This window comes from Pelagimonas phthalicica, from assembly GCF_004364805.1.
GTDB lineage: Bacteria > Pseudomonadota > Alphaproteobacteria > Rhodobacterales > Rhodobacteraceae > Pelagimonas > Pelagimonas phthalicica.
This window is the reverse complement of record NZ_SOAP01000001.1, coordinates 1,914,703-1,936,006: the sequence shown is the minus strand read 5'-3', so window position 1 is coordinate 1,936,006 and position 21,304 is coordinate 1,914,703. Positions and strand designations below refer to the sequence as shown.

General features: G+C 57.8%; 16 protein-coding genes. 11 read left to right on the top strand and 5 right to left on the bottom strand.

The window, feature by feature from the left end:
- Positions 1–11: 11 nt before the first annotated feature.
- The 3 genes from CLV87_RS09400 to CLV87_RS09390 form a co-directional block, all read right to left on the bottom strand.
- Positions 12–485 (bottom strand): MarR family winged helix-turn-helix transcriptional regulator, encoded by a 474-nt coding sequence (locus tag CLV87_RS09400; RefSeq protein WP_099241671.1) that lies wholly within the window; start codon positions 483–485, stop codon positions 12–14.
- Positions 486–581: 96 nt separating this feature from the next.
- Positions 582–3,053 carry a GcvT family protein gene (locus CLV87_RS09395; RefSeq protein ID WP_099241673.1) on the bottom strand — a complete coding sequence of 824 codons (2,472 nt, stop codon included), beginning with the start codon at positions 3,051–3,053 and terminating at the stop codon, positions 582–584.
- Between the two features lie 36 nt (positions 3,054–3,089).
- Positions 3,090–4,634 carry a trimethylamine methyltransferase family protein gene (locus CLV87_RS09390; RefSeq protein ID WP_099241674.1) on the bottom strand — a complete coding sequence of 515 codons (1,545 nt, stop codon included), beginning with the start codon at positions 4,632–4,634 and terminating at the stop codon, positions 3,090–3,092.
- Between the two features lie 94 nt (positions 4,635–4,728).
- Between CLV87_RS09390 and CLV87_RS09385 the strand changes: the two genes are divergently transcribed.
- Entirely contained in the window at positions 4,729–5,643 is a 915-nt protein-coding gene (locus CLV87_RS09385) for a LysR substrate-binding domain-containing protein (protein WP_099241676.1), read from the top strand.
- A gap of 138 nt (positions 5,644–5,781) precedes the next feature.
- A complete protein-coding gene (gene ilvD / locus CLV87_RS09380; protein ID WP_099241677.1) occupies positions 5,782–7,614 on the top strand; it encodes a dihydroxy-acid dehydratase in 1,833 nt (610 codons plus the stop codon).
- A 42-nt stretch (positions 7,615–7,656) separates the two neighbouring features.
- Here the strand turns inward: ilvD and CLV87_RS09375 are convergent, their stop codons facing one another.
- On the bottom strand, positions 7,657–8,397 hold the full coding sequence (locus CLV87_RS09375; protein WP_099241679.1) for a FadR/GntR family transcriptional regulator: 741 nt from the start codon (positions 8,395–8,397) through the stop codon (positions 7,657–7,659).
- Between the two features lie 180 nt (positions 8,398–8,577).
- Between CLV87_RS09375 and CLV87_RS09370 the strand changes: the two genes are divergently transcribed.
- From CLV87_RS09370 to CLV87_RS09360, 3 genes are all read left to right on the top strand, one after another.
- On the top strand, positions 8,578–9,681 hold the full coding sequence (locus CLV87_RS09370) for a dimethylsulfoniopropionate demethylase (RefSeq protein WP_099241680.1): 1,104 nt from the start codon (positions 8,578–8,580) through the stop codon (positions 9,679–9,681).
- A gap of 9 nt (positions 9,682–9,690) precedes the next feature.
- On the top strand, positions 9,691–10,674 hold the full coding sequence (gene acuI, locus CLV87_RS09365; protein ID WP_099241682.1) for an acryloyl-CoA reductase: 984 nt from the start codon (positions 9,691–9,693) through the stop codon (positions 10,672–10,674).
- A gap of 75 nt (positions 10,675–10,749) precedes the next feature.
- Positions 10,750–11,586 carry a YihY/virulence factor BrkB family protein gene (locus CLV87_RS09360; RefSeq protein WP_099241684.1) on the top strand — a complete coding sequence of 279 codons (837 nt, stop codon included), beginning with the start codon at positions 10,750–10,752 and terminating at the stop codon, positions 11,584–11,586.
- Between the two features lie 24 nt (positions 11,587–11,610).
- Here CLV87_RS09360 and CLV87_RS09355 read toward each other — a convergent pair whose 3' ends face one another.
- Positions 11,611–12,645, bottom strand: coding sequence for an AraC family transcriptional regulator (locus CLV87_RS09355; protein WP_133840733.1), 1,035 nt, complete (start codon positions 12,643–12,645; stop codon positions 11,611–11,613).
- 162 nt (positions 12,646–12,807) lie between these two features.
- On the opposite strand from CLV87_RS09355, the gene CLV87_RS09350 reads away from it, so the two are divergent.
- The 6 genes from CLV87_RS09350 (at position 12,808) to CLV87_RS09325 (ending at position 21,091) form a co-directional block, all read left to right on the top strand.
- Positions 12,808–13,434: a hypothetical protein gene (locus tag CLV87_RS09350; RefSeq protein WP_099241687.1), complete on the top strand. Its 627-nt coding sequence runs from the start codon at positions 12,808–12,810 to the stop codon at positions 13,432–13,434.
- Between the two features lie 17 nt (positions 13,435–13,451).
- On the top strand, positions 13,452–13,769 hold the full coding sequence (locus CLV87_RS09345; protein WP_133840732.1) for a hypothetical protein: 318 nt from the start codon (positions 13,452–13,454) through the stop codon (positions 13,767–13,769).
- Positions 13,770–13,906: 137 nt separating this feature from the next.
- Positions 13,907–16,246 (top strand): Tex family protein, encoded by a 2,340-nt coding sequence (locus CLV87_RS09340; RefSeq protein WP_099244528.1) that lies wholly within the window; start codon positions 13,907–13,909, stop codon positions 16,244–16,246.
- A gap of 171 nt (positions 16,247–16,417) precedes the next feature.
- Positions 16,418–18,415, top strand: coding sequence for a type II secretion system secretin GspD (gspD, locus tag CLV87_RS09335; RefSeq protein WP_235871884.1), 1,998 nt, complete (start codon positions 16,418–16,420; stop codon positions 18,413–18,415).
- Positions 18,416–18,419: 4 nt separating this feature from the next.
- Positions 18,420–19,877 carry a GspE/PulE family protein gene (locus tag CLV87_RS09330; RefSeq protein ID WP_099241691.1) on the top strand — a complete coding sequence of 486 codons (1,458 nt, stop codon included), beginning with the start codon at positions 18,420–18,422 and terminating at the stop codon, positions 19,875–19,877.
- Positions 19,874–21,091 (top strand): type II secretion system F family protein, encoded by a 1,218-nt coding sequence (locus CLV87_RS09325; protein WP_235871883.1) that lies wholly within the window; start codon positions 19,874–19,876, stop codon positions 21,089–21,091. Before CLV87_RS09330 ends, CLV87_RS09325 begins: the two co-directional genes overlap by 4 nt.
- Positions 21,092–21,304: the final 213 nt, after the last annotated feature.

The following is a 21,304-nucleotide window of genomic DNA, read 5'->3' as shown; positions in this document are numbered from 1 at the left end:
CTCAACAGAGCCTAGTCGCCAAACATCTGTTCCGGCGCGCCCAATGCCTCAAGCAACCCGTTAAGACCCATTTGCAGGGCTGCTTTTTGTTCTTTGGACATGCTCGAAACGATATCGCTGGCGCGGGCATCAACCTGAGGTTTGATCTCGGCAAAAAGGGCCCGGCCCTTTTCGGTGCTTTGATACAGTTTCAGACGCCGATCCTTTGGGGACACATTGCGCGTGATCAAACCCTTGTCCGCTAAACGTTGTGAGGCGCGCGACAGTTGCACTTTGTCCAATGTCGTGCGCTGCGCCAATTCGTTCGAGGCAATTTGCCCCTCTCTCGACAGCAAAAACAACAGCCGCCACTCTTCTCGCGTCAGGCCATAGGTCTTGTTGTAAACCTCCATCAGATCACGGGAAAATCGTTCCGCCGCGACCGCCAGTTGGTAGGGAAAGAAGGTTTCAAGCTGTTCCAAGTCGTCCGAAATCCGAAAGGTCATGATTTCGTTTCATCTGAAACAATTTGCCTTTTGTCAATGTTTCCGCGCAAAACGAAAAGCCTAACCGGGCCAACCGCATGACTTGCGTGCCTAAAATTAGCCCCTCATATGGCTCCCGTCCGGGTCATAAATCGGGCCGCCCAAAACCTCGGCTTTGTGCAATTCCCCAAGGATTTCGACCTGCAAACCTGATCCAGCTTCGCAATTTTCAGTGGCGATATAGGCCAACGCCATGGATTTTTGCGACCGGTGCGAATAGCCGCCCGAGGTGATGTAGCCCACGGCTTTGCCATCCTTCATCACCGCCTCATCCAGGGTGACGTCGATGTCAGTGTCGATAACCAAAGTCACCAATTTGCGCGCGACACCGTCCTCTTTGAACTTTTGCGTCGCTTCTTTACCGACAAAATCCTTGTTCCAGTTGATAAAGGCGTCCATCCCCGCTTCGACGGCATTGAAATCCGGGCGGAACTCCAAACCCCATGCGCCCCAGCCTTTGTCCAATCGTAGGCTCATCAAAGCGCGATTGCCGTACCATTTGAAGCCGAGATCAGCGCCCGCTTCTTCTATCGCTTCGCTCAGGCGGATCAGATATTGCGGACGGCAATAGATCTCGTATCCCAATTCGCCCGAGAAACTGATCCGATTCAGGATCACCGGCACTCCGCCCACAAAGGTTTCGCAGCAATCGCGGAACTTCATCGCCTCCGCTGACACATCCTTGCGCGTGATCTTTTGCAGTAACTCGCGGGATTTCGGACCGGACAAGCCAATCCCGTGCCAATCGCCGGTTTGGTTCTGATGCGTGACACCCTCGGGCAAGGTTTTGGCAAAAAACCGGCTATGGGCATCCTGCATCGCGCCGGAACCAAACAGCATGAAATGCTCGTTCCCCAAACAACCGATGGTCAGATCACCATAGAGACGCCCCTTTTCCGTCAGCATCGGGGTCAAGGTCATGCGGCCCGGCTTGGGAACGTAACCGGCCATGGTTTTGTTCATCCAGTCGCGCGCACCGGGGCCTTTGATCTCGTGTTTGGCAAAGTTGGCCAGCTCAATCCCGCCAACTGCGTTTTGCACCGCGGCGCATTCCTGAGCCACATAGTCAAAGGATCGGTTGCGCTCAAAGGTTGGGTCCTCATGCGCGTCTTCTGGGCCATCCGCGAACCACAGCACATGCTCCAGACCAAAGGCCTGCCCCATGACAGCGCCCTTTTGGACCAAGCGATCATACAGCGCGGTGGTCTGCTGGCGGCGCCCCTTGGGAAGCGTTTCGTTCGGGAAGGTCATCACAAAGCGGCGCTCGTAGTTTTCGCAGCTTTTGACCGTGCCCCAATCCGGCGTCGCCCAATCGCCAAAGCGCGCGATATCCATCGCCCAGACGTCAATCGACGGCTCGCCATCAATCATCCATTCCGCCATGGTCAGACCAACGCCGCCACCCTGACAGAAACCCGCCATTACGCCCACGGCACACCAATAGTTGCGCATACCCGGAACCGGGCCAATCATCGGGTTGCCATCCGGACCAAAGGTGAACGGGCCGTTGATCGTATCCTTGATACCGGCCTCTGCCAGGGCAGGAATGCGCTCAAACCCCAATTCCAGACGGTCGGCGATATGTTCAAGATTTGGCTGCAATAGCTCATGACCAAAGTCCTGCGGCGTGCCACCCACTTTCCAAGGCACGCCAACCGGCTCATAAGTGCCCAGCAACAACCCATCCCTTTCCTGACGGAAATAGATATTCGCCTCGTAATCAATCCCGCAGGGCAGGCGCTCGCCGTAATTGGCGATTTCGTCAATGCGGTCGGTGATCAGATAGTGATGCTCCATCGGTTGGACCGGCAGATTCAGCCCGGCCATATGCCCGACCTCACGCGCCCATAGCCCACCGCAATTCACCACATGTTCGGCAATGACGACGCCGCGCGACGTCGTAACCTCCCACATCCCATCGGGACGCATTTTGGTGCCGGTGACAGGTGTATGGGTGAAGTATTGCGCGCCATAGTGACGGGCCGCCTTGGCAAAGGCATAGGTGGTGCCCGACGGGTCAAGATCACCATCCTGATCATCCCACAACGCGGCGTAATAGTGTTTGGGGTCAATCAGTGGGTGACGTTCCGCCAACTCCTTGGGGCTGATCCATTCTTGCTCAAGCCCCATATAGCGCGCCTTAGAACGCTCCCGCTTGAGGTAATCATGCCAAGTCTTGTTCGAGGCCAAATAGAATCCGCCAGTCATATGCAGCCCCACGGACTGCCCCGAAAGCTCTTCGATCTCTTTGTAAAGATTGATCGTATAAGATTGCAGGCGCGAGATATTGGGATCGGACGAGATTGTGTGGATCTGCCCCGCCGCATGCCAGCTTGACCCCGATGTCAACTCGTTCCGTTCCAGCAGGATCGTGTCTTTCCAGCCGAATTTGGCAAGGTGATAGAGGATCGAACACCCAACAACTCCACCACCGATTATGGCGCATTTGACATGGCTCGGCAGGGGTTTGCCGCGCGCCGTGTCGTCGGTTTGAATGTTCAATGTCGATTGTGCGAGCGTATCGGTCATATCTCTCTCCCTGATCCGCGCCTGATCAATACCCGATTAGTACCAGGCGTCCGGCAATTCTTCTTTGCGACGCGCCACATAGGCGGTCAGTTCTTCTTTGGTGGCGATGTCGATGGGTGGCGTTTCATATTGATTCAACATGTCGTTCCAGCGCTCAAAGGCGCGTTGCCGCATGTCTTTGGAACCACCCTCCTCCCAGCTTTCGACATTTTCACTGTCGCTCAGCTTGGGCTCGTAAAAGGCGGTTTGATAGTTGCGCATCGTGTGACCACTGCCGAGGAAATGCCCGCCCGGTTGCACTTCGCCATAGGCATCGCGGGCAAAGGCGTTTTCATCGGTCTCGAGCCCCAGACCACCCAGCTTTTGATAACTGCCCAACCGGTCCGCATCCATGATCAGCTTTTCAAACCCGGTGGCGAGCCCCCCTTCCAGCCAGCCGGCCGCATGAAGGGTGAAATTTGAACCTGCCAACATGGTGGAATGCATCGAATCCGCGCTTTCATAGGCGGCCTGCGCGTCTTCGATCTTGGAAGCCGTTAAAGACCCGCCACAACGCAGCGGCAATCCTACCCGACGGGCCATTTGGCCAATGACATAGTTGGACAGAACCGGTTCGGGCATACCAAAGGTTGGGGCACCGGATTTCAGTGACATGGAAGACAGAAAATTGCCCATGACAAAGGGCGCGCCGGGCCGGACCAACTGAGCAAAGGCGCAGCAGATCATCGCCTCGGCCACAGCCTGCGCGACAGAGGCTGCGGTGCTGACCGGCCCCATGGCTCCGGTCAGGATGAACGGCGTGACAATCATACCCTGCCCGCGCGCGGAATAGACCTGGATCGCTTCCGACGCGACCTTGTCCACCAAGAGCGGCGAGTTGGTGTTTACATTGCCCATGATGCAAATGTTGCCTTGGGCGGCTTCGGCATCCATGCGCGCACGACCAAACAGGATCTCGGCCATGTCGACACTGTCCTGCGCGCGGCTTTTCTCGGTGATTGCGCCCAGATGCGGCTTGTCCGACAGGGTTATATGGGCAAAAACCATATCCAAATGGCGCTTGGAGACCGGAATGTCGGTGGGTTCGGTGATCACCAGCCCGGTATGATGCAGATTGGGATGCATATAGGCCAGCTTCACCAGTTTCTCGAAGTCAGCCATGTTGCCATAGCGCCGCCCGCCCGCAAGGTCGCGCACAAAGGGCGCTCCATAGATCGGGGCAAAGACCTGATTTTCGCCGCCAATGGTGACATTACGCGCGGGGTTACGCGCCAGTTGTGTGAATTGACCGGGGGCCTTGGCGCACAGGTCGCGAATCCATTTCGCATCTGCCTTGATCAAATCGCCATGCTCACCAGTCGGCGCAACACCCGCAGCGCACCAAATCTCCAGAGCGGCGGGGTCATCGCGAAAGGCAATGCCAACATCCTCAAGCAGCCAATCAACCTGCGCCTCCATGCGCTGCAACTGCTCTTCGTTGAGCACGTCAAAAAACGGAAGTTCGCGTTGAATGTAGGGCGAGGGCAAGCTGGCAGTGTCTGTCTGAGGCGAGCGTCGCAAAGCGCGTGAACGGCGGGCCATCCGGGGGTTCCTTGTCCTGATCTTCCATAGGCGTAGCAAATGGAAAACCCGCCGTGATCCTTGAAAAACCCTATGCTTGAGATAGAAACATGTTATGCGAGATTTTTGGAAACAGGTTCATTCCCCCCGCAATCTGATCGTCTTTGATGCGGCGGCGCGGCTCGGCTCCTTTACCCGGGCGGCGGAAGAGTTGAACATGCAACAGCCCTCGGTCAGCGCGGCGATCAAGCAATTGGAAGAGGCGCTGAACGTCAAACTATTCATTCGCGGCCATCGCAAAGTCGACCTGACCGTCGCGGGAACACGGTTGTTTTCAGACATTTCAAAGGCGTTGAACGATATCGACACCTCAGTCCAAGCAGTTCGGCAGATGGGGCGGGATGAGCATATCACCCTCAACAGCTCTTCGGCTTTTTCCTATTATTGGATGATGCCCCGGCTGGCGGACTTGCACGAGAAGCACCCAAATATCGATTTGCGACTGCAAATCTCGGATCGCGAACCGGATCTGGAAAAGGAAAATATCAGCCTTGGCATACGCATCGGTGATGGCAATTGGCCAAATACCCATGCCGTACGACTCGCGGATGAGGTGATCTTTCCCGTTGCTAGCCCACACGTGATGATGGCGGCGCGCAACCTGCGCTCTGTCCCGAACCTGATGCAGGAACGACTCATCCATCTTGAGGAACCCATCCGAGAGCGACCGACCTGGTCGCATTGGTTCGATCATCACGGGATTCGCGGCCGCAACATAACTGCGGGTCTTCGGCTAAACGATTATGCTCTGGTGCTACAGGCCGCGATGTCAGGCGAAGGCTTTGCCTTTGGCTGGGAACATGTTGTCCGCCACCTGATCGAGTCCGGGCTTTTGGTTGGGCGCGAGGACTGGGCATGGCGGACAGGGCGTGGCGTTTACCTGATCTGGTCCAAAAACACGCCGCTTTTGCCCCATGCGGAGCAGGTGCGCGACTGGATTATCTCGCAAGCCGACAGTCAAAAGAAATAATCCCACCGTCAAAGGCACGCATCGCGTAACTTTTGACAAGTCCCACATCTTGAATTGCAAGGATTGCCTTGCAAATTAAGGGGGCATACCCCTAAAGACGATGCAGCCTTCGCGACAGACGCATAAGAGAGAGATTCAATGCCGCATTACCGCTCCCGTACATCTACCCACGGACGCAATATGGCCGGTGCCCGCGCCCTTTGGCGTGCTACAGGCATGGGCGAAGGGGATTTTGGTAAACCGATTATTGCGGTTGTGAACTCTTTCACCCAATTTGTGCCCGGTCACGTCCATCTTAAGGACCTTGGCCAGATGGTCGCGCGCGAGATTGAAGCAGCGGGCGGGATCGCCAAGGAATTCAACACCATCGCCGTGGATGACGGGATCGCCATGGGGCATGACGGCATGCTCTATTCCCTGCCCTCACGCGAGGTGATTGCCGATAGCGTTGAATATATGGTGAACGGCCACTGTGCCGATGCGATGGTCTGCATCTCGAACTGTGACAAGATCACGCCGGGCATGTTGATGGCCGCCATGCGCCTGAACATCCCGGTGATCTTTGTGTCCGGCGGCCCGATGGAGGCCGGCAAGGTCGATATCGAGGATCTGGAACTGACCAAGGTTGACCTTGTTGACGCCATGGTTGCGGCGGCCAGCGAAGACTACACCGATGAGCAGATCCAGCACATCGAAGAAAACGCCTGCCCGACCTGCGGCTCTTGCTCGGGTATGTTCACCGCCAACTCGATGAACTGTCTGGCCGAGGCGCTGGGCTTGGCTTTGCCGGGCAACGGCTCGACCCTGGCGACCCATGCGGATCGCAAGAACCTGTTCCTCGAGGCCGGGCGCAAGATCGTCGACATCACCAAGCGCCATTATGAAGGTGAGGAAAAGGGCCTGCTGCCTCGCGAGATCGCAACCTTCGAGGCTTTTGAAAACGCGATGGCGCTGGATATCGCCATGGGCGGGTCAACCAACACCGTGTTGCACCTGCTGGCCATTGCCCATGAGGGCGAGGTAGATTTCAACATGACCCATATGGACGCGCTGAGCCGCAAGGTGCCTTGCCTTTGCAAGGTCGCGCCGAACATCCACAACGTCCATATGGAGGACGTGCACCGCGCGGGCGGGATCTTTTCCATCCTGGGCGAACTCAGTCGCGCTGACCTGCTGAACCTCGATGTGTCCACTGTTCACAGCGCAACCATGGGCGAAGCAATTGCCAAATGGGACATCAAGGTCGCCAATAATGCCGAAGCCGAGCAGCTGTTCAAGGCGGCTCCGGGCGGCGTTCGAACCACGCAGGCCTTTAGCCAGTCCAACCGCTACAAGGAGCTGGATACCGACCGCGAAAACGGCGTGATCCGCGCCAAGGACCACGCCTTTAGCCAGGATGGCGGTTTGGCCGTGCTCTTTGGCAACATTGCGCTGGATGGATGTATCGTGAAAACCGCCGGGGTGGATGCGTCGATCCTACAATTCACCGGCACGGCCCATGTTTGCGAAAGCCAGGATGCTGCGGTGAATGACATTCTGACCAACAAGGTCAAAGAGGGCGACGTTGTGGTCATTCGCTACGAAGGGCCGCGTGGTGGTCCGGGGATGCAGGAAATGCTCTACCCGACCTCTTACCTGAAATCCAAAGGGCTGGGCAAAGCCTGCGCGCTGCTCACCGACGGCCGTTTCTCTGGCGGCACATCGGGGCTGTCCATCGGCCACGTCTCGCCCGAAGCTGCCGAAGGTGGCGCGATTGGGTTGGTGCGCGATGGCGACAAAATCGAGATCGACATCCCGAATCGGACCATCAACCTTGCCGTTTCTGACGAAGAACTGGCACAGCGCCGCGCCGAGCAGGATGAGAAAGGCTGGGCCCCAGCCGAGCCGCGCAAGCGCAAGGTCTCCAAAGCGTTGAAAGCCTATGGCATGCTGGCCAGTTCGGCGGCCAAGGGCGCTGTGCGCACGCTGTAAACGGTCTGGATCGCGACATTCAAAAGGCGCTGGCCTGATCGGTCAGCGCCTTTTTACTTTGGCCCGGAAATCCATGAACTCCCGCCCCAGTTTCAGGGTGTAGGATTGCAATTCATCGAGAACGCGATTGGCTGCCTCGGCTTCTCGTTCCTCTACGACATCCGTCAGCATGGTGTGCAAATCAACGATTTGCTCACGCGACCGCTGGCTATAGGTGATCATGTTCATCAGAGGCTGCATTGCCTCGACAGCCCCGGCCAATTGGTAAGACAACACCTGGTTGCCAGCCGCGTCAACCAAAGCACGATGCAGCGCCACATCAGAGGCACAAAAAGCCTCATCGCTTAATCCCGGCTGCGCCTGCCGAAAAATCTCGGCCCGCATGGTGGCAAGGTCATCGGCGCTACGCCGCTCCACCGCCAATTGCGTGCAGGCCTTTTCTAGCGCGAAGCGTGCCTCACATGCGGTGGCGAAATCAACTTCGTTGATCGTCAACAGCAGGGTTGAGGTCGTCGCGTGCTGCTCTTGTGCTTCGGGATAGGACAAGCGCCGCACAAAGGCACCGCCAAAGGCACCGCGCTCGGTCCGGATCAGGGATTGCGCCGCCAGGCGTTTCAATGCCTCGCGCACGGTTGGTCGTGACACATCGAACTGCTCTGCCATATCCGATTCCGATGGCAACCGATCATCGACCGCCAACTCGCCGCTCATGATCGCGTCGCGCAACGCCTTGGCGATCTGTGCAGGCAAGTCAGGTTTTTTCTTGCTCGTCTGTTTTTTCATTTGTCTTACATTTAAATGTCAGGCAATTTGATGTCCACTAGAATCCGCCAGCAAGACGGAGGAGACCTTGCCCGGAATTTGGTAGCAGATCGCCCTGCAAGATGCACCAAGAACCACAGGCTGGCCCTACCGACCCAGAGGTACCCCTAAAACTCGTGTCCGGAATTGGAGATCCGCACTATGGTACAACTGTCCCTATCCCGTCGCCTACGTCGCACGCCATTTTCAGACGGTGTCGACGCCGCAGGAGTCAAAGCCTATACGGTTTATAACCATATGCTTTTGCCCACGGTTTTTCGCTCTGTCCAAGAAGATTATCATCACCTGAAACAGGCGGTGCAAATCTGGGATGTGTCTTGTGAACGCCAGGTCGAGCTGCGCGGGCCTGATGCCAGCCGCTTGATGCAACTGCTCACTCCGCGCGATCTGCGTAGGATGAATCCGGGGCAATGTTTCTATGTGCCGATTGTCGACGAAACCGGCGGAATGTTGAACGACCCCGTGGCAGTGAAGCTGGCCGAAGATCGTTGGTGGATTTCCATTGCCGATAGCGATCTGCTTTATTGGGTCAAAGGCATTGCCTATGGCTATCGGTTGGATGTGCTGGTGGATGAACCAGATGTCTCGCCCTTGGCCGTGCAGGGGCCGCGCTCTGATGATTTGATGGCGCGGGTGTTCGGTGACCGCGTGCGCGACATCCGGTTTTTCCGCTTTGATGAATTCGATTTCCAAGGTCGCAAGATGGTCATTGCGCGCTCGGGATATTCTAAGCAGGGCGGGTTTGAGATCTATGTCGAGGGCAGCGATATCGGCATGCCGCTGTGGAATGCCTTGATGGAGGCGGGGCGTGATCTGGATGTGCATGCGGGATGCCCAAACCTGATCGAGAGGATCGAGGGTGGTTTGCTGTCTTATGGCAACGATATGACCGACGATAACACGCCCCATGAATGCGGCTTGGGCAAGTTTTGCAACACGCAAACGGCGATTGGCTGTATCGGACGCGACGCTTTGCTGCGGGTGGCCAAAGAGGGGCCGGTCAAGCAAATCCGCCCGATTGCGATTGGCGGAGACCCGGTGCCACCCTGTGATCGGCATTGGCCTCTGCTCGCCGGGGATAAACAGGTCGGACGGGTTTCGTCTGCCGCCTGGTCGCCGGATTTCAACACGAATGTTGCCATCGGCATGGTGCGCATGACCCATTGGGACAGCGGAACCGAGCTGATGGTCCAGACGCCAGCAGGCACGCGCCCGGCGACTGTTATGGAAACCTTTTGGAACTAGGGAAACACCATGTTCAAAGCTTTGATTGTCGAGAAAAACGACGAGGGCAAGACCTCGGCCGCGGTGGGTGAGATCAGCGAAGATCAACTGCCCGAAGGTGAGGTTCTGGTTGCGGTGGAATATTCCACCGTCAACTACAAGGACGGGCTGTGCATTGGGCCCGGCGGTGGGCTGGTGCGCAATTACCCGCATGTGCCGGGGATCGATTTTTCTGGCACGGTCGAAGCTTCGGATGACGCGCGTTACAAGCCCGGCGACAAGGTGGTGCTGACCGGTTGGCGTGTTGGTGAAAACCGCTGGGGCGGTTATGCGCAAAAGGCACGGGTCAAGGCGGATATGCTGGTGCCATTGCCCGAAGGGCTAAGCACCAAACAGGCCATGGCCGTCGGCACGGCGGGCTTTACCGCGATGCTGGCAGTGATGGCGCTGGAAGATCACGGGATCAAGGATGGGCCAGTGCTGGTGACCGGGGCTGCAGGTGGCGTTGGCTCGGTCGCAACGGCGATCCTCGCCAATCTCGGCCATCAGGTGGCCGGTGTCACCGGGCGCCCCGATAGCAGCGATTACATAACCTCGCTCGGAGCCACCCAGATCGTTGCGCGCGAAGAGCTGAGTGAAACCGTGAAACGCCCGCTCGAAAGCGAAACCTGGGGTGGCTGTGTCGACGCCGTGGGCGGCGCAATGTTGGCCCGCGTGCTGGGGCAGCTACAGTATGGGGCCAGCGTTGCCGCGATTGGATTGGCCGGTGGCGCGAACCTGCCCGCGACCGTGGTGCCCTTCCTCTTGCGCGGTGTGAACCTGCTGGGGATCGACAGCGTCATGCAGCCCTATGACAACCGGTTGCGCGCCTGGCAGCGCATCGCCAAAGACTTGCCGATGGACAAGCTTGAGGCCATGGTCAAACCAGCCACGCTGGACGATCTGCCCCAATTGGGCGCAGACATCCTGCAAGGGCAGGTTCAGGGCCGTGTTGTGGTGGATGTGAACGCCTAAAGACAGGCTGGACAATCGCCAAGCTTCCTCCAATCTTGGCCGCATAGTGACGCGGCTTGGATTGGAAAGTTCAGAATGCTTTATATGCAAGCCTTGAAAGAGGCGATTGTTCAGTTTGATGACAAAAAAGGCTGGCAGCGTAGCAGCCATATTGCGCTGTCGATGATGTTTGCGCTGTTTCCCTTTTGTATCTTTGTCCTGTCTTTGGCCGGGATCAGCAGCAGCGGGTTGGATTCGGACAAGCTCATCGAACTGGTCTTTGGCACCTGGCCCGAGGTCGTGGCCGCCCCCATCGTCAACGAATTGCAGGCGGTTCTGGCCCAAAGCAGCGGGCGCACGGCAACCTTCAGCGCCTTGCTGGCGATTTTCTTTGCTTCAAACGGCGTCGATGCCATTCGGGTCTCGATCACCGATGCCTATCGCGAAGACGACCTGCGCCCCTTTTGGAAAACCCGTTTGCTTTGCATCGGGTTTGTTCTGGCAGGGGGCGCGGCCCTGATCGGGGTCACAGCGCTCGTGATCGCAAGGCCGCTCTATCTGGATTTGCTCGACGCCATCCAGCTCAATGCCCTACCCGAAGCCTATAGCGCATGGCGCCCACCCTGGGCTGGGGCGCTCATTACTTTGGTGGTCGCCTTGATCGCGTTCCACAAATGGCTGCCCGGCGTTCACCGCCCGGTCAAAGAGCTGTTGCCCGGCGTGCTGCTGACAGTCTGCCTATGGGCAGTGTCAGCAAAGCTGTTCGAGCTCTACCTCACCAATTTTTCCACCTATAGCGTCACCTATGCCGGTTTGGCCGGGGTCATGGCCACTTTGGTTTTTCTATATTTGATGGCCGTGATTTTTGTTTTTGGCGCAGAGTATAACGGGAGGCTGGCGCGCCTGAGACAATCTGCTCTGCTGGCTGGTTAGCCTCCTGAACCCAGGGCCAACACCCTAATGCATCGCGGTATCCGTCGCCCGATAGTCACCGGGCGTGGAGCCCGTCCATCCCTGAAACGCTCGGAAAAAAGACGACGTGTCGCGAAAACCCAGAAGGTATGAAATCTCCGGGATGCTAAGCCCGCTTTCTTTGAGATAGCGGATCGCCATATTGTGGCGCACGTCGCTTAGAATTCCCTGAAAGCTTGTCCCCTCTTCGCTCAGGCGCCGCTGCAAACTGCGTTTGCTGATGTTCAGTTTTCGCGCCATGTTTTCGACCGATGCGGACCCGCCGGGCAGCGCTTCGGTCAGGGCTTGCTTGATGCGGCCCGTCATCGTTGCTGAGCCTGACTGCGTTTCCAACTGTTCCAGAAGGTCCGGTTCCAGCGTTTCCCAGAGGGATTGGCTGCGCGTAATCAATGGCAAATCCGCATCCTCGGCGCTGAAGGTCAGGGTAAGGTCTCCGGTGACCTTTGGTGCTTTTTGCAGCAGGTTTTCCGTTGCCTCATCCATAGCTACCGGCGCGGTCACGGTCATTTCGACGGGTGTCACTGTGGTCCCGGAAAACACGCGCGCGCATTCCGTAATATACAGAAGCTCGAAAAGACCCAAACTGGCCGGCAGTTCCACAGCCGGATCAAGGGCCTTGATCGACATGCGCAACTTACCCTCTGGTCGTGTTACAGAAAACACCATCGGGCCGATCAAGGGTTTGAAAACAGACAGCCTTTCCAATCCCAAAGCCAGGGTATCAGCGCAGGAAAAGGCAAAGATCGGCGGCAGGAACGGGCCATGTGCATAGGCCATGGCAAGGTCCATGACGATACTGGGGCGATCAGCCTCGATGATCATGGCATCCCAAAGCGAGAAATAGACATCTGACCCAACGCTAAAATCGGGGTCTTCGGCAAGACTGGGCGACAAACCTGCCCGCGCCAGAACGCGCCCTGTATCCAGGTTCAGAATGGCGCTGACCTGCTGCATCATCTGCCCAACCGCATATTTATTGCCCATCATTGTACCCGGTGTTGCCTGCCAAATACGGGCCACTTTCGTGGCCTTCGCGCTCTACCTAAGCATAATTGGCACGAAATGTCAGAACTTTGGCGCATTCAGTGAATTCCCAATAGGGGGATTCCAAATACATTAAAATGCAGCGAACAGAGGAATTGCCGCTGAAAAGCCGATCAATTCCGTCTTGGGAGACGTGACATGATTAAGTTAAACCACTTCATCGCGGCTTTGGTTCTTGCCGCGCCCGCCCTTGCCGAGGGGGAGGGGGACCCCATTGCCGTCAAGAATATCCCGGCACCAGGGTCAGTCACCCTGGAAGACGGGCTCGTCGCATTTGCGCGGATCTTTGAAGTGGCAAGCCATCCGCGCTGCGCCAATTGCCATGTGGGTGAGAGCAACATTCCCATGTGGTCAGGCCCAAGTTATGGCAAAACCCGCCCGCACGGGATGAACATCAATGCCGGTGAAAGCCGGATTGGTGCTGAAACGGTCATGTGCTCCACCTGCCATCGTACCAATTCCGATCTGGCCAGCGCACCTCATGCCCCGCCGCATTTTGGTATCGATTGGCAGCTGGCTCCGGTCGAATTTGTCTGGTTTGGTAAAACCGACAAAGAGATCTGTGAGCAAATGAAAGACCCTGAACGCAATGGAGGCCGCGATTGGGAGGGTCTGGTTGACCACCTTATTCACGATGCCAGCCTGTATGGGCCCGTGCTGTGGGGGTGGAACCCCGGTGGCACCCGCGAACCTGCGCCCTACAGCCTGCAGCAGCATGTGGATGACATGGCAATCTGGGGCGTGGCAGGCCAGCCCTGCCCATAAAGGCAAAGGAATTCAGTATGTATACAGGAATAGCAGGCGGGTTGCTCGTCTTTACCGGAATCTGGCACGCAACCGAGTGGATGATGGACGGGCGTCGACGCGACACCTGGGCCCTGGTTCCTGTAGGTTTGGTCTATCTCGCCCTAGGTTACATGGTCGCCACGTCAATCGGTGGCGCGGCGACACAAATCATCGCGTTGATCGCGGTCACCGCCGGAGGCACCATTGCCTTCAAACGCCGCGACCAATTCGAAATCCGCAAATGGGTGACATGGTCCTTTATCCTGATTGATATGCTGATCGCCCTTTCGCTGATCCTCGGCCTGCTGGGCTGATTTTTCCGACGCAGTGCGGAAGCTCCCTCATAGAACTGCGCCAAAATTTTCCGAAATTCGATCCTGAACAATTAGTCCTTGGACCCGACAGCCCTCACGGCTATCACAGGTTTCCGATTTGTTTGCAGGAGCCTGTTTTGGATCAGACCGCCACCCGTATCGCCCGCACCATTGCCTCTGACATTGGGGCCAATACCAATCAGGTCACTGCAGCGGTTGAACTGCTGGATGGTGGTGCGACGATTCCTTTTGTGGCACGCTACCGCAAAGAGGTCACCGGTGGGCTGGATGACAGCCAATTGCGGCTTTTGGCGGATCGTCTGGGCTATTTGCGCGACATGGAAGCGCGCCGTGCGACCATCCTGCAATCCATCAAGGATCAGGGCAAACTAACAGATGATCTGACCCGTGCCATCGCCGGGGCCGAAACCAAATCGGCACTCGAAGACATCTATTTGCCCTACAAACCCAAACGCCGCACCAAAGCGATGATTGCCCGCGAAAATGGGCTGGAACCATTGCTGCGCGCGATTTTGGGCGATCGGAACGCTGACCCCGAGGCTTTGGCGGCGGGCTATGTCTCTGACGCTGTGGCGGATGTGAAAACCGCGCTGAACGGCGCGCGCGATATCCTGGCCGAAGAGCTGACCGAAAACGCCGATCTGCTGGGCCGGTTACGCGAGTTCATGAAGGCTGAGGCGGTTATTACCTCGCGTGTGGCTGAGGGCAAAGAACAGGCTGGGGCCAAGTTTTCGGACTATTTCGACCATTCCGAAAAATGGTCGGATATTGCCGCGCACCGCGCCTTGGCCATCCTGCGCGCCTCAAAAGAGGAAATTGTCACCATCGACATTGCGCCTGACCCTGAAACAGGCGTCGCAAGGGCCGAGACGATTATTGGTGCTGCCATTGGCATTCGTGGCGATGGGCCGGGCGATGCCTGGCTGCGCAAAGCGGCCAGTTGGACCTGGCGGATCAAACTGAGCCTGTCCATGTATATGGATCTGCTCACCGATCTTCGCCAACGCGCCCACGAGGAAGCCATCACCGTTTTCGCTCGCAACCTCAAAGATCTGCTGCTGGCCGCCCCCGCCGGTCCGCGTGCCACGCTTGGGCTTGATCCCGGTATTCGCACCGGAGTCAAAGTCGCGGTGGTCGACGCAACCGGCAAGGTTTTGGACACGGCAACCATCTACCCGTTCCAGCCCAAAATGGATGTGCGCGGGTCTGAGGCCAAGATTATCGAGCTGGTCCAACGCCACAATGTTGATCTGGTCGCCATCGGCAATGGCACCGCCAGCCGCGAGACTGAAAAACTAGTCGCCGAAACCCTGAAACTGCTGCCCCCCGCGGTCAAGAAACCCACCAAGGTTGTGGTGTCCGAGGCCGGGGCCTCGGTCTATTCGGCCTCTGAATTGGCGGCGCGGGAATTCCCCGATCTCGACGTGTCTTTGCGCGGGGCCGTATCGATTGCACGCCGCTTGCAGGACCCGCTGGCCGAGCTGGTCAAAATCGAACCGCAATCCATCGGTGTCGGGCAATATCAGCATGATGTGGATCAGCGCCGCCTTGCCAAAACGCTTGAGGCCGTGGTCGAAGACGCGGTGAACGCCGTTGGCGTTGACCTCAATACCGCCTCTGCGCCTTTGCTTTCTCATGTGGCTGGGCTTGGGCCGTCGCTGGCGCAATCCATCGTCGATCATCGCGATATCAACGGGGCCTTTGCCTCGCGCAAGGCGCTGCTCAAGGTCTCAGGTCTTGGGCCAAAAGCGTTTGAGCAATGCGCGGGATTCTTACGCATTCGCGAGGGGGAGGAGCCGCTGGATGCCTCTTCGGTCCATCCTGAAGCATACGATGTGGCGCGGCGGATCGTTGCGTCTTGCGGTCGTGACCTGCGTGCGATTGCCGGTGATGACAAGGCCCTGCGCGGTTTGCGTGCTGAGCAGTTTGTTGATGACCGTTTTGGCCTGCCCACCGTGCGCGACATCTTTCAGGAACTTGAAAAACCCGGTCGCGACCCGCGCCCGGATTTCAAAACCGCCAGCTTTGCCGATGGAATCGAAGACATAAAAGACCTACGTACTGGTATGTCGCTTGAAGGAACTGTGACCAATGTCGCCGCCTTTGGGGCGTTTGTGGATATTGGTGTGCATCAGGATGGTTTGGTCCATATCAGCCAGCTTGCGGATAGGTTCGTCAAAGATCCTCATGACGTGGTCAAGGCCGGAGATGTTGTCAAGGTGCGCGTGACCGAGGTCGATGTAGCCCGCAAACGCATTGGGTTGTCGATGAAGAAGCCCGGCAATGATCAACGCAGCGACCGCCGTAATGATCGCGGGGCCAAAGGCCCATCCAAGGGACCAAGGCAGCCGCGCCAAGGCAATAACAAGGGCTACAGCGCGAAACCCAACCAAAGCAACCAATCCGGTGCGCTTGGGGCCGCCTTGCAAGAGGCGATGTCGCGTAAAAAGCGGTGATGATCTGGCAGAATTGCCAGGTCTCACCCCCCATTCATGGTGCATTTGCATCGCTTTGACCGCTTTGTGCCCAAACCGTTAGAAACCCGTGCGTTTTCTGCGGTTTTGGCCTATGATCGCTGCAAATAATCAAAGCAAGGGGCGCAAAAGCCCCGAAAATGAGAGCAGATCATGATGCATCAAGCATTGCAGACCCCCGTCAGGGCCGGTTTCTCCGTGGCCTTGTCCCATCTGTTGCGTGGCTGTCAGTGTCTTTGTTTTTTCCTTTTGTTTCTTTGTATTAGCGCGACCTTCCCCAGCAAATCACAGGCGCAGGTCACCCTGAACCTGCGCGACGCCGACCTTCGCAACTTTGTGGAAATCGTATCCGAGGCCACCGGGCGCAGCTTTGTCCTTGATCCCGGAGTGCGCGGCACGGTCACCGTGCTGTCGCCCGAGGAAATGTCGAATGAAGACCTCTATCAGGTCTTTTTGTCCGTTTTGGAACTGAACAGGCTGACCATTGTCGACGGGGCCGGGGCCGACCGGATCGTGCCGTTGAATTCGGCGCGCGAATTGGCCACAAGCGGCGACGCGCTGCCCGGCGGGTTTGAAACCCGCGTGATCCGCGTGCATGACATCACCCCGCAAGAGGCCATCGAAGTTGTCCGCCCGCTGCTGCCATCCGAGGCGATTATCACGGCGGTACCAGGGTCTGACCGGTTGATCCTGTCGGATCGTGGGGCCAATATTGATCGCATTGCCAAGCTGATCGACCAGCTTGACAAACCGTCCAAGACCCAACCCATCGAAATCCTGCGGCTGAGCAACGCCAACGCGGCAGAGGTGATGCAGGTCATTCAGGCGATGGAGATTCTCGAGGACAGCTCGACCGTCACCGTCGACCGGCGCTCGAATGCGCTGCTGATTTCAGGGTCCGAGGCCATTCGCCATCGCGTACGTGTTCTGGTGGCCGAGCTGGACACACAGCGCGACACGGTGGTGTCCCGCGCCATTCCATTGAATTATGCCGATGCGACCTCAATCGCTGAGGTTGTCATGCGCACATTGAACACCGAGGACCCAACCGGTGTTCGCGAACCAATCCGCATTGTGCCTGAACTGCAAACCAACTCCTTGCTGGTCTCCGCCCCGCAAGAGCGGATCAGCGATATCGCCAAGATGATCCATTACCTTGATCAGCGCCCGAAACAGGTGCTTGTCGAGGCGGTGATTTTTGAAATGTCGGTCGAAGGGCTGTCTGACCTCTCGGTCCAGTTCGGAGCCATCCTGAACGATGCTTTGGTCGGAGGCGCGCAATTCGCCCTGCCCGGACGCACCAGCCTGATCAACCTGATTTCGGCCGTGACCAGCGGCACCGGAGGCGACCCCGGCAATGGTGGCGTTTTGGCGGTGAACCATCGACGCGGCAATGACGGGCTGATCGGCTTGCTGACCGCCATTACTTCGCTGAACTCCACCCGGCTGTTATCGACCCCTTCGGTTTTGACCCTGAACAACGAAGAGGCCGAGATTGTCGTGGCGCAGAACGTGCCTTTTGTCACCGGCAGCTTTTCAACCGTGGGCGAAAGCGCTGTTGAAAACCCGTTCCAGACCATTGAGCGCCAGGACGTTGGCCTGACCTTGAACGTCACGCCGCAGATCAACGCGGATCGCACCGTGCGTCTGCTGATCAAGCAAGAGGTCTCCAACCTGACCAGCGACAACGCCTCGTCGGGCGGTGAAATCACCACACGGCGGTCCTTGTCCACCACTGTGCTCGTGCGCGATGGGTCGGTGATCATGCTGGGCGGATTGTTGGAAAACGGCAATGGATCGGTCTCGCAGCGCGTACCGGGACTGTCCAAGCTCCCGGTTCTGGGCGCGCTTTTCAAAGGAAAGAACAGCAATAAATCGCAGCGCGTTTTGCTGATGCTGATCCGCCCGCAGGTGGTGACCAGTGACGCCGAGGCGCGACGTATTACGCGGCAAGTCACCAAGAAGGCCAAGGAAATCAGTACTTCCATTGCGCCGCTGGATGATGGAAGCTTTCCCAAAAGCAAGGTCGGCGGATTGCCCTTTGACGGTGCCGATCTGAACCAACCCTTTGACGCCGGATTTGTGGATGACGTTGCCCAGCGCCGAAACTACCCCCCGCTTCCCAGCCGACTCAAATTCGGCGGGCATTAAGGGCGTGACGTCGCAACGCTTGCCGTTTGCTTTTGCGCAGGATCAACAGGTTGTCCTGACGCCGGGCCGTGTGGTTCTGGGCCCAAAGGTCACGCAGTTGGGCCTGCGCGAGGTGCAGCGCCGCATTGGCGGGGCTGAGATTGTCGTAATTGAGGTGGATCAGATGGCCTTTGACACCGCCTTGGCCGAGGCCTATCGCGACAGCAACAACGCCGAAGGCTCCGCAACGGAAGACATCAGCTTTGACCTCGAAGAGGCGGAATTTGCCCGCCGTCAAAGGGATTTGCTGGACGAACCCGGCGACGCTCCGGTCATACAGCTTGTGAACCAGATGCTGCGCCGCGCGCTGCAAAGCGGAGCCTCTGACCTGCATGTGGAGCCGCATGAGGGCGGATTGCGGGTGCGCATCCGCGTCGATGGTGTCTTGCAAGAAATGCTGGACCGCCCGGACGTGCCGGTGAAACGCATCGTCTCACGGTTCAAGGTCATGGCCGGGTTGGACATTGCCGAAACCCGCCTGCCTCAGGATGGGCGCATCCCCCTGTCTCTGGGTGGTCGAGTGATCGACACGCGTGTCAGCTCGCTCCCCGGTCATTATGGCGAACGCATTGTGCTGCGGATTCTGGATCGCTCGACCGGGTTGATGCCCCTGACCGATCTGGGCCTATCCGAGGCGCAGGAAACCCTGCTGCGCAAACTGGCCGCCTTTCCTAATGGTGTCATTCTGGCGACCGGTCCCACAGGGGCGGGCAAAACCACGACGCTCTATTCGATCCTGCAACTCGCCAACCGGTCCGAGCGCAATATTGTCACGGTCGAGGATCCGATCGAATATGACCTGCCCGGCATCTCGCAATCACAAATCAATTCTGAAATCGGCATGACCTTTGCCGCCGGGTTGCGTGCCACATTGCGCCAAGACCCGGATGTCATTCTGGTCGGCGAAATCCGCGATGCCGAGACCGCAAGCACTGCCGCTCAGGCGGCTTTGACCGGTCACCTCGTGTTTTCCTCTCTGCACGCCAACAGCTCGGTCGGGGCAATTGTGCGTTTGCGGGATCTGGGGTTGGAGAATTTCCTAATCGCCGCCACCCTGCGTGGCGTGATCGCCCAGCGCCTGTTGCGGGTTCTTTGCCGGGAATGTCGCGTGGCCATCCCGCTAAGCGCCGATGATCGCGCGCTCTTTGAGCGTCACCAGATCACACCGCCAAACCATCTTTTCCACGCGGATGGTTGCCCCTCCTGCAACGGATCAGGCCATGCCGGTCGGATGGGAATTTTCGAAATCACTGAGGTCACGGAATCGCTGCGAAACGCCATTGACCAAGGCGAAAGCGAAGCCGCGATCAAATCGCTGGCCCTGACATCGCGCGACACGCTGACCGGCCAAGGGTTGCAAGCCGTCGCCGATGGCAAAGTCAGCCTGGGCGAGGCTTTGCGCGTGGTCGGAGACGTCACGTGAGGGCCTATAGCTACGTCGCCTATACCAGCGCCGGGCGCAAAAAGACCGGCACAATTGTCGCCGAAACCGAAACCCATGCAACGGAACAACTGGCGCGCCAGGACCTGTTTCCGGCCGAGATTTCCGAGGCCAAACAGGGTGGCTTAAAGTCATCGCTTAGTTTTGGCCGAACAGCGAGACGGCTAAGCCCAGATTTGCAAATCGTCTTTACCCGCCAGATGGCAGTCATGCTGGCTGCTGAATTGCCGGTGGATGAGGCCTTGGAAGCGGTTCGAAATGGCGGTCACCCGGCGCTCGAAGCCGTGGCTGCACGCAGCCGCGCCGAATTGCTGGATGGCGCGCCATTATCCCAAGCTTTGGAACGCTCTGGCGCGGGCTTTGCGCCGTATGTCTTTGCCTCCTTGCGAGCGGGTGAAGATGCTGGGGAATTGGCCGCTGTCTTTCAAGAACTGGCCAATCATCTCGAAGAGCTGAGCATCGGCAAATCCAAGATCGCCACCGCCCTGATCTATCCCGGGTTCGTCGCCGCCGTTTCCCTGTTGGTCTGCGGTATTCTCATGGTGAATGTCGCCCCTGAAATCGTGTCGATGTTCGAAATGACCGGGCGCGACTTGCCGCCTTTGACAGTAACAGTCATGGCAATTTCCGATTTCCTGTTTGGCAACTGGCAGATCGTTTTGGCCATCTTGGGCGCGGTGATCCTGTTGATCACGGCCATTCCCTATTTCCCCGCCCTGCGGCGCTTGCGCGACAATACCGCGTTGAAATTGCCAGTTCTGGGCAAGCTTGCGCGCATGTCCGAGGCGGTTCAATACATGCGCACCCTGGCCCTTGTCCTGGGGTCACGCCACGCGGTTCTCAGCGCCGTTGAAAGCGCGGCAAGTGTTCTGAACATCGACCAGTTTCAAAGCGAAGCGCAGGCCGTGTCACAAGCCATTCGACAGGGGCGCAGCCTGGCCTCCGCTTTGGAGGAACTCAGCTTTTTGCCCCCTGTCGCGCGCCAATTGATTTCGGCCGGGGAGATTTCCGTGCGACTGGCCCCAATGACGGATCGCGCCGCGACACTGACCGAACATCAGTTGCAAACCGAGCGCAAACGCATCGCCGCCCTGTTAGAGCCGCTATTGATGATGCTGGTTGGCGCTTTGGTATTGGTTGTGGTTCTGGCCGTGCTCTTGCCAGTCTTTGACCTGCAGGCCGCTGTGGCTGGCTAGGGTCAGGACCCATTAATTCACAATGCTCAGCATGGAAAAATACGTGTTATCAGTGGGTTGAATTTCGCAGACAAGGCTGGTTGCCTTGGCAAGAAAGTCGAGCCATTGAGAGCATGTATTTCTCCTTGCCCGTCCTCCCAAAGGGAGGCCGACTATGCTCGGCGCGCCTCTGGCGCGACGGGTTCGCCAAATTTTGCCCCAACCTGCGTTATA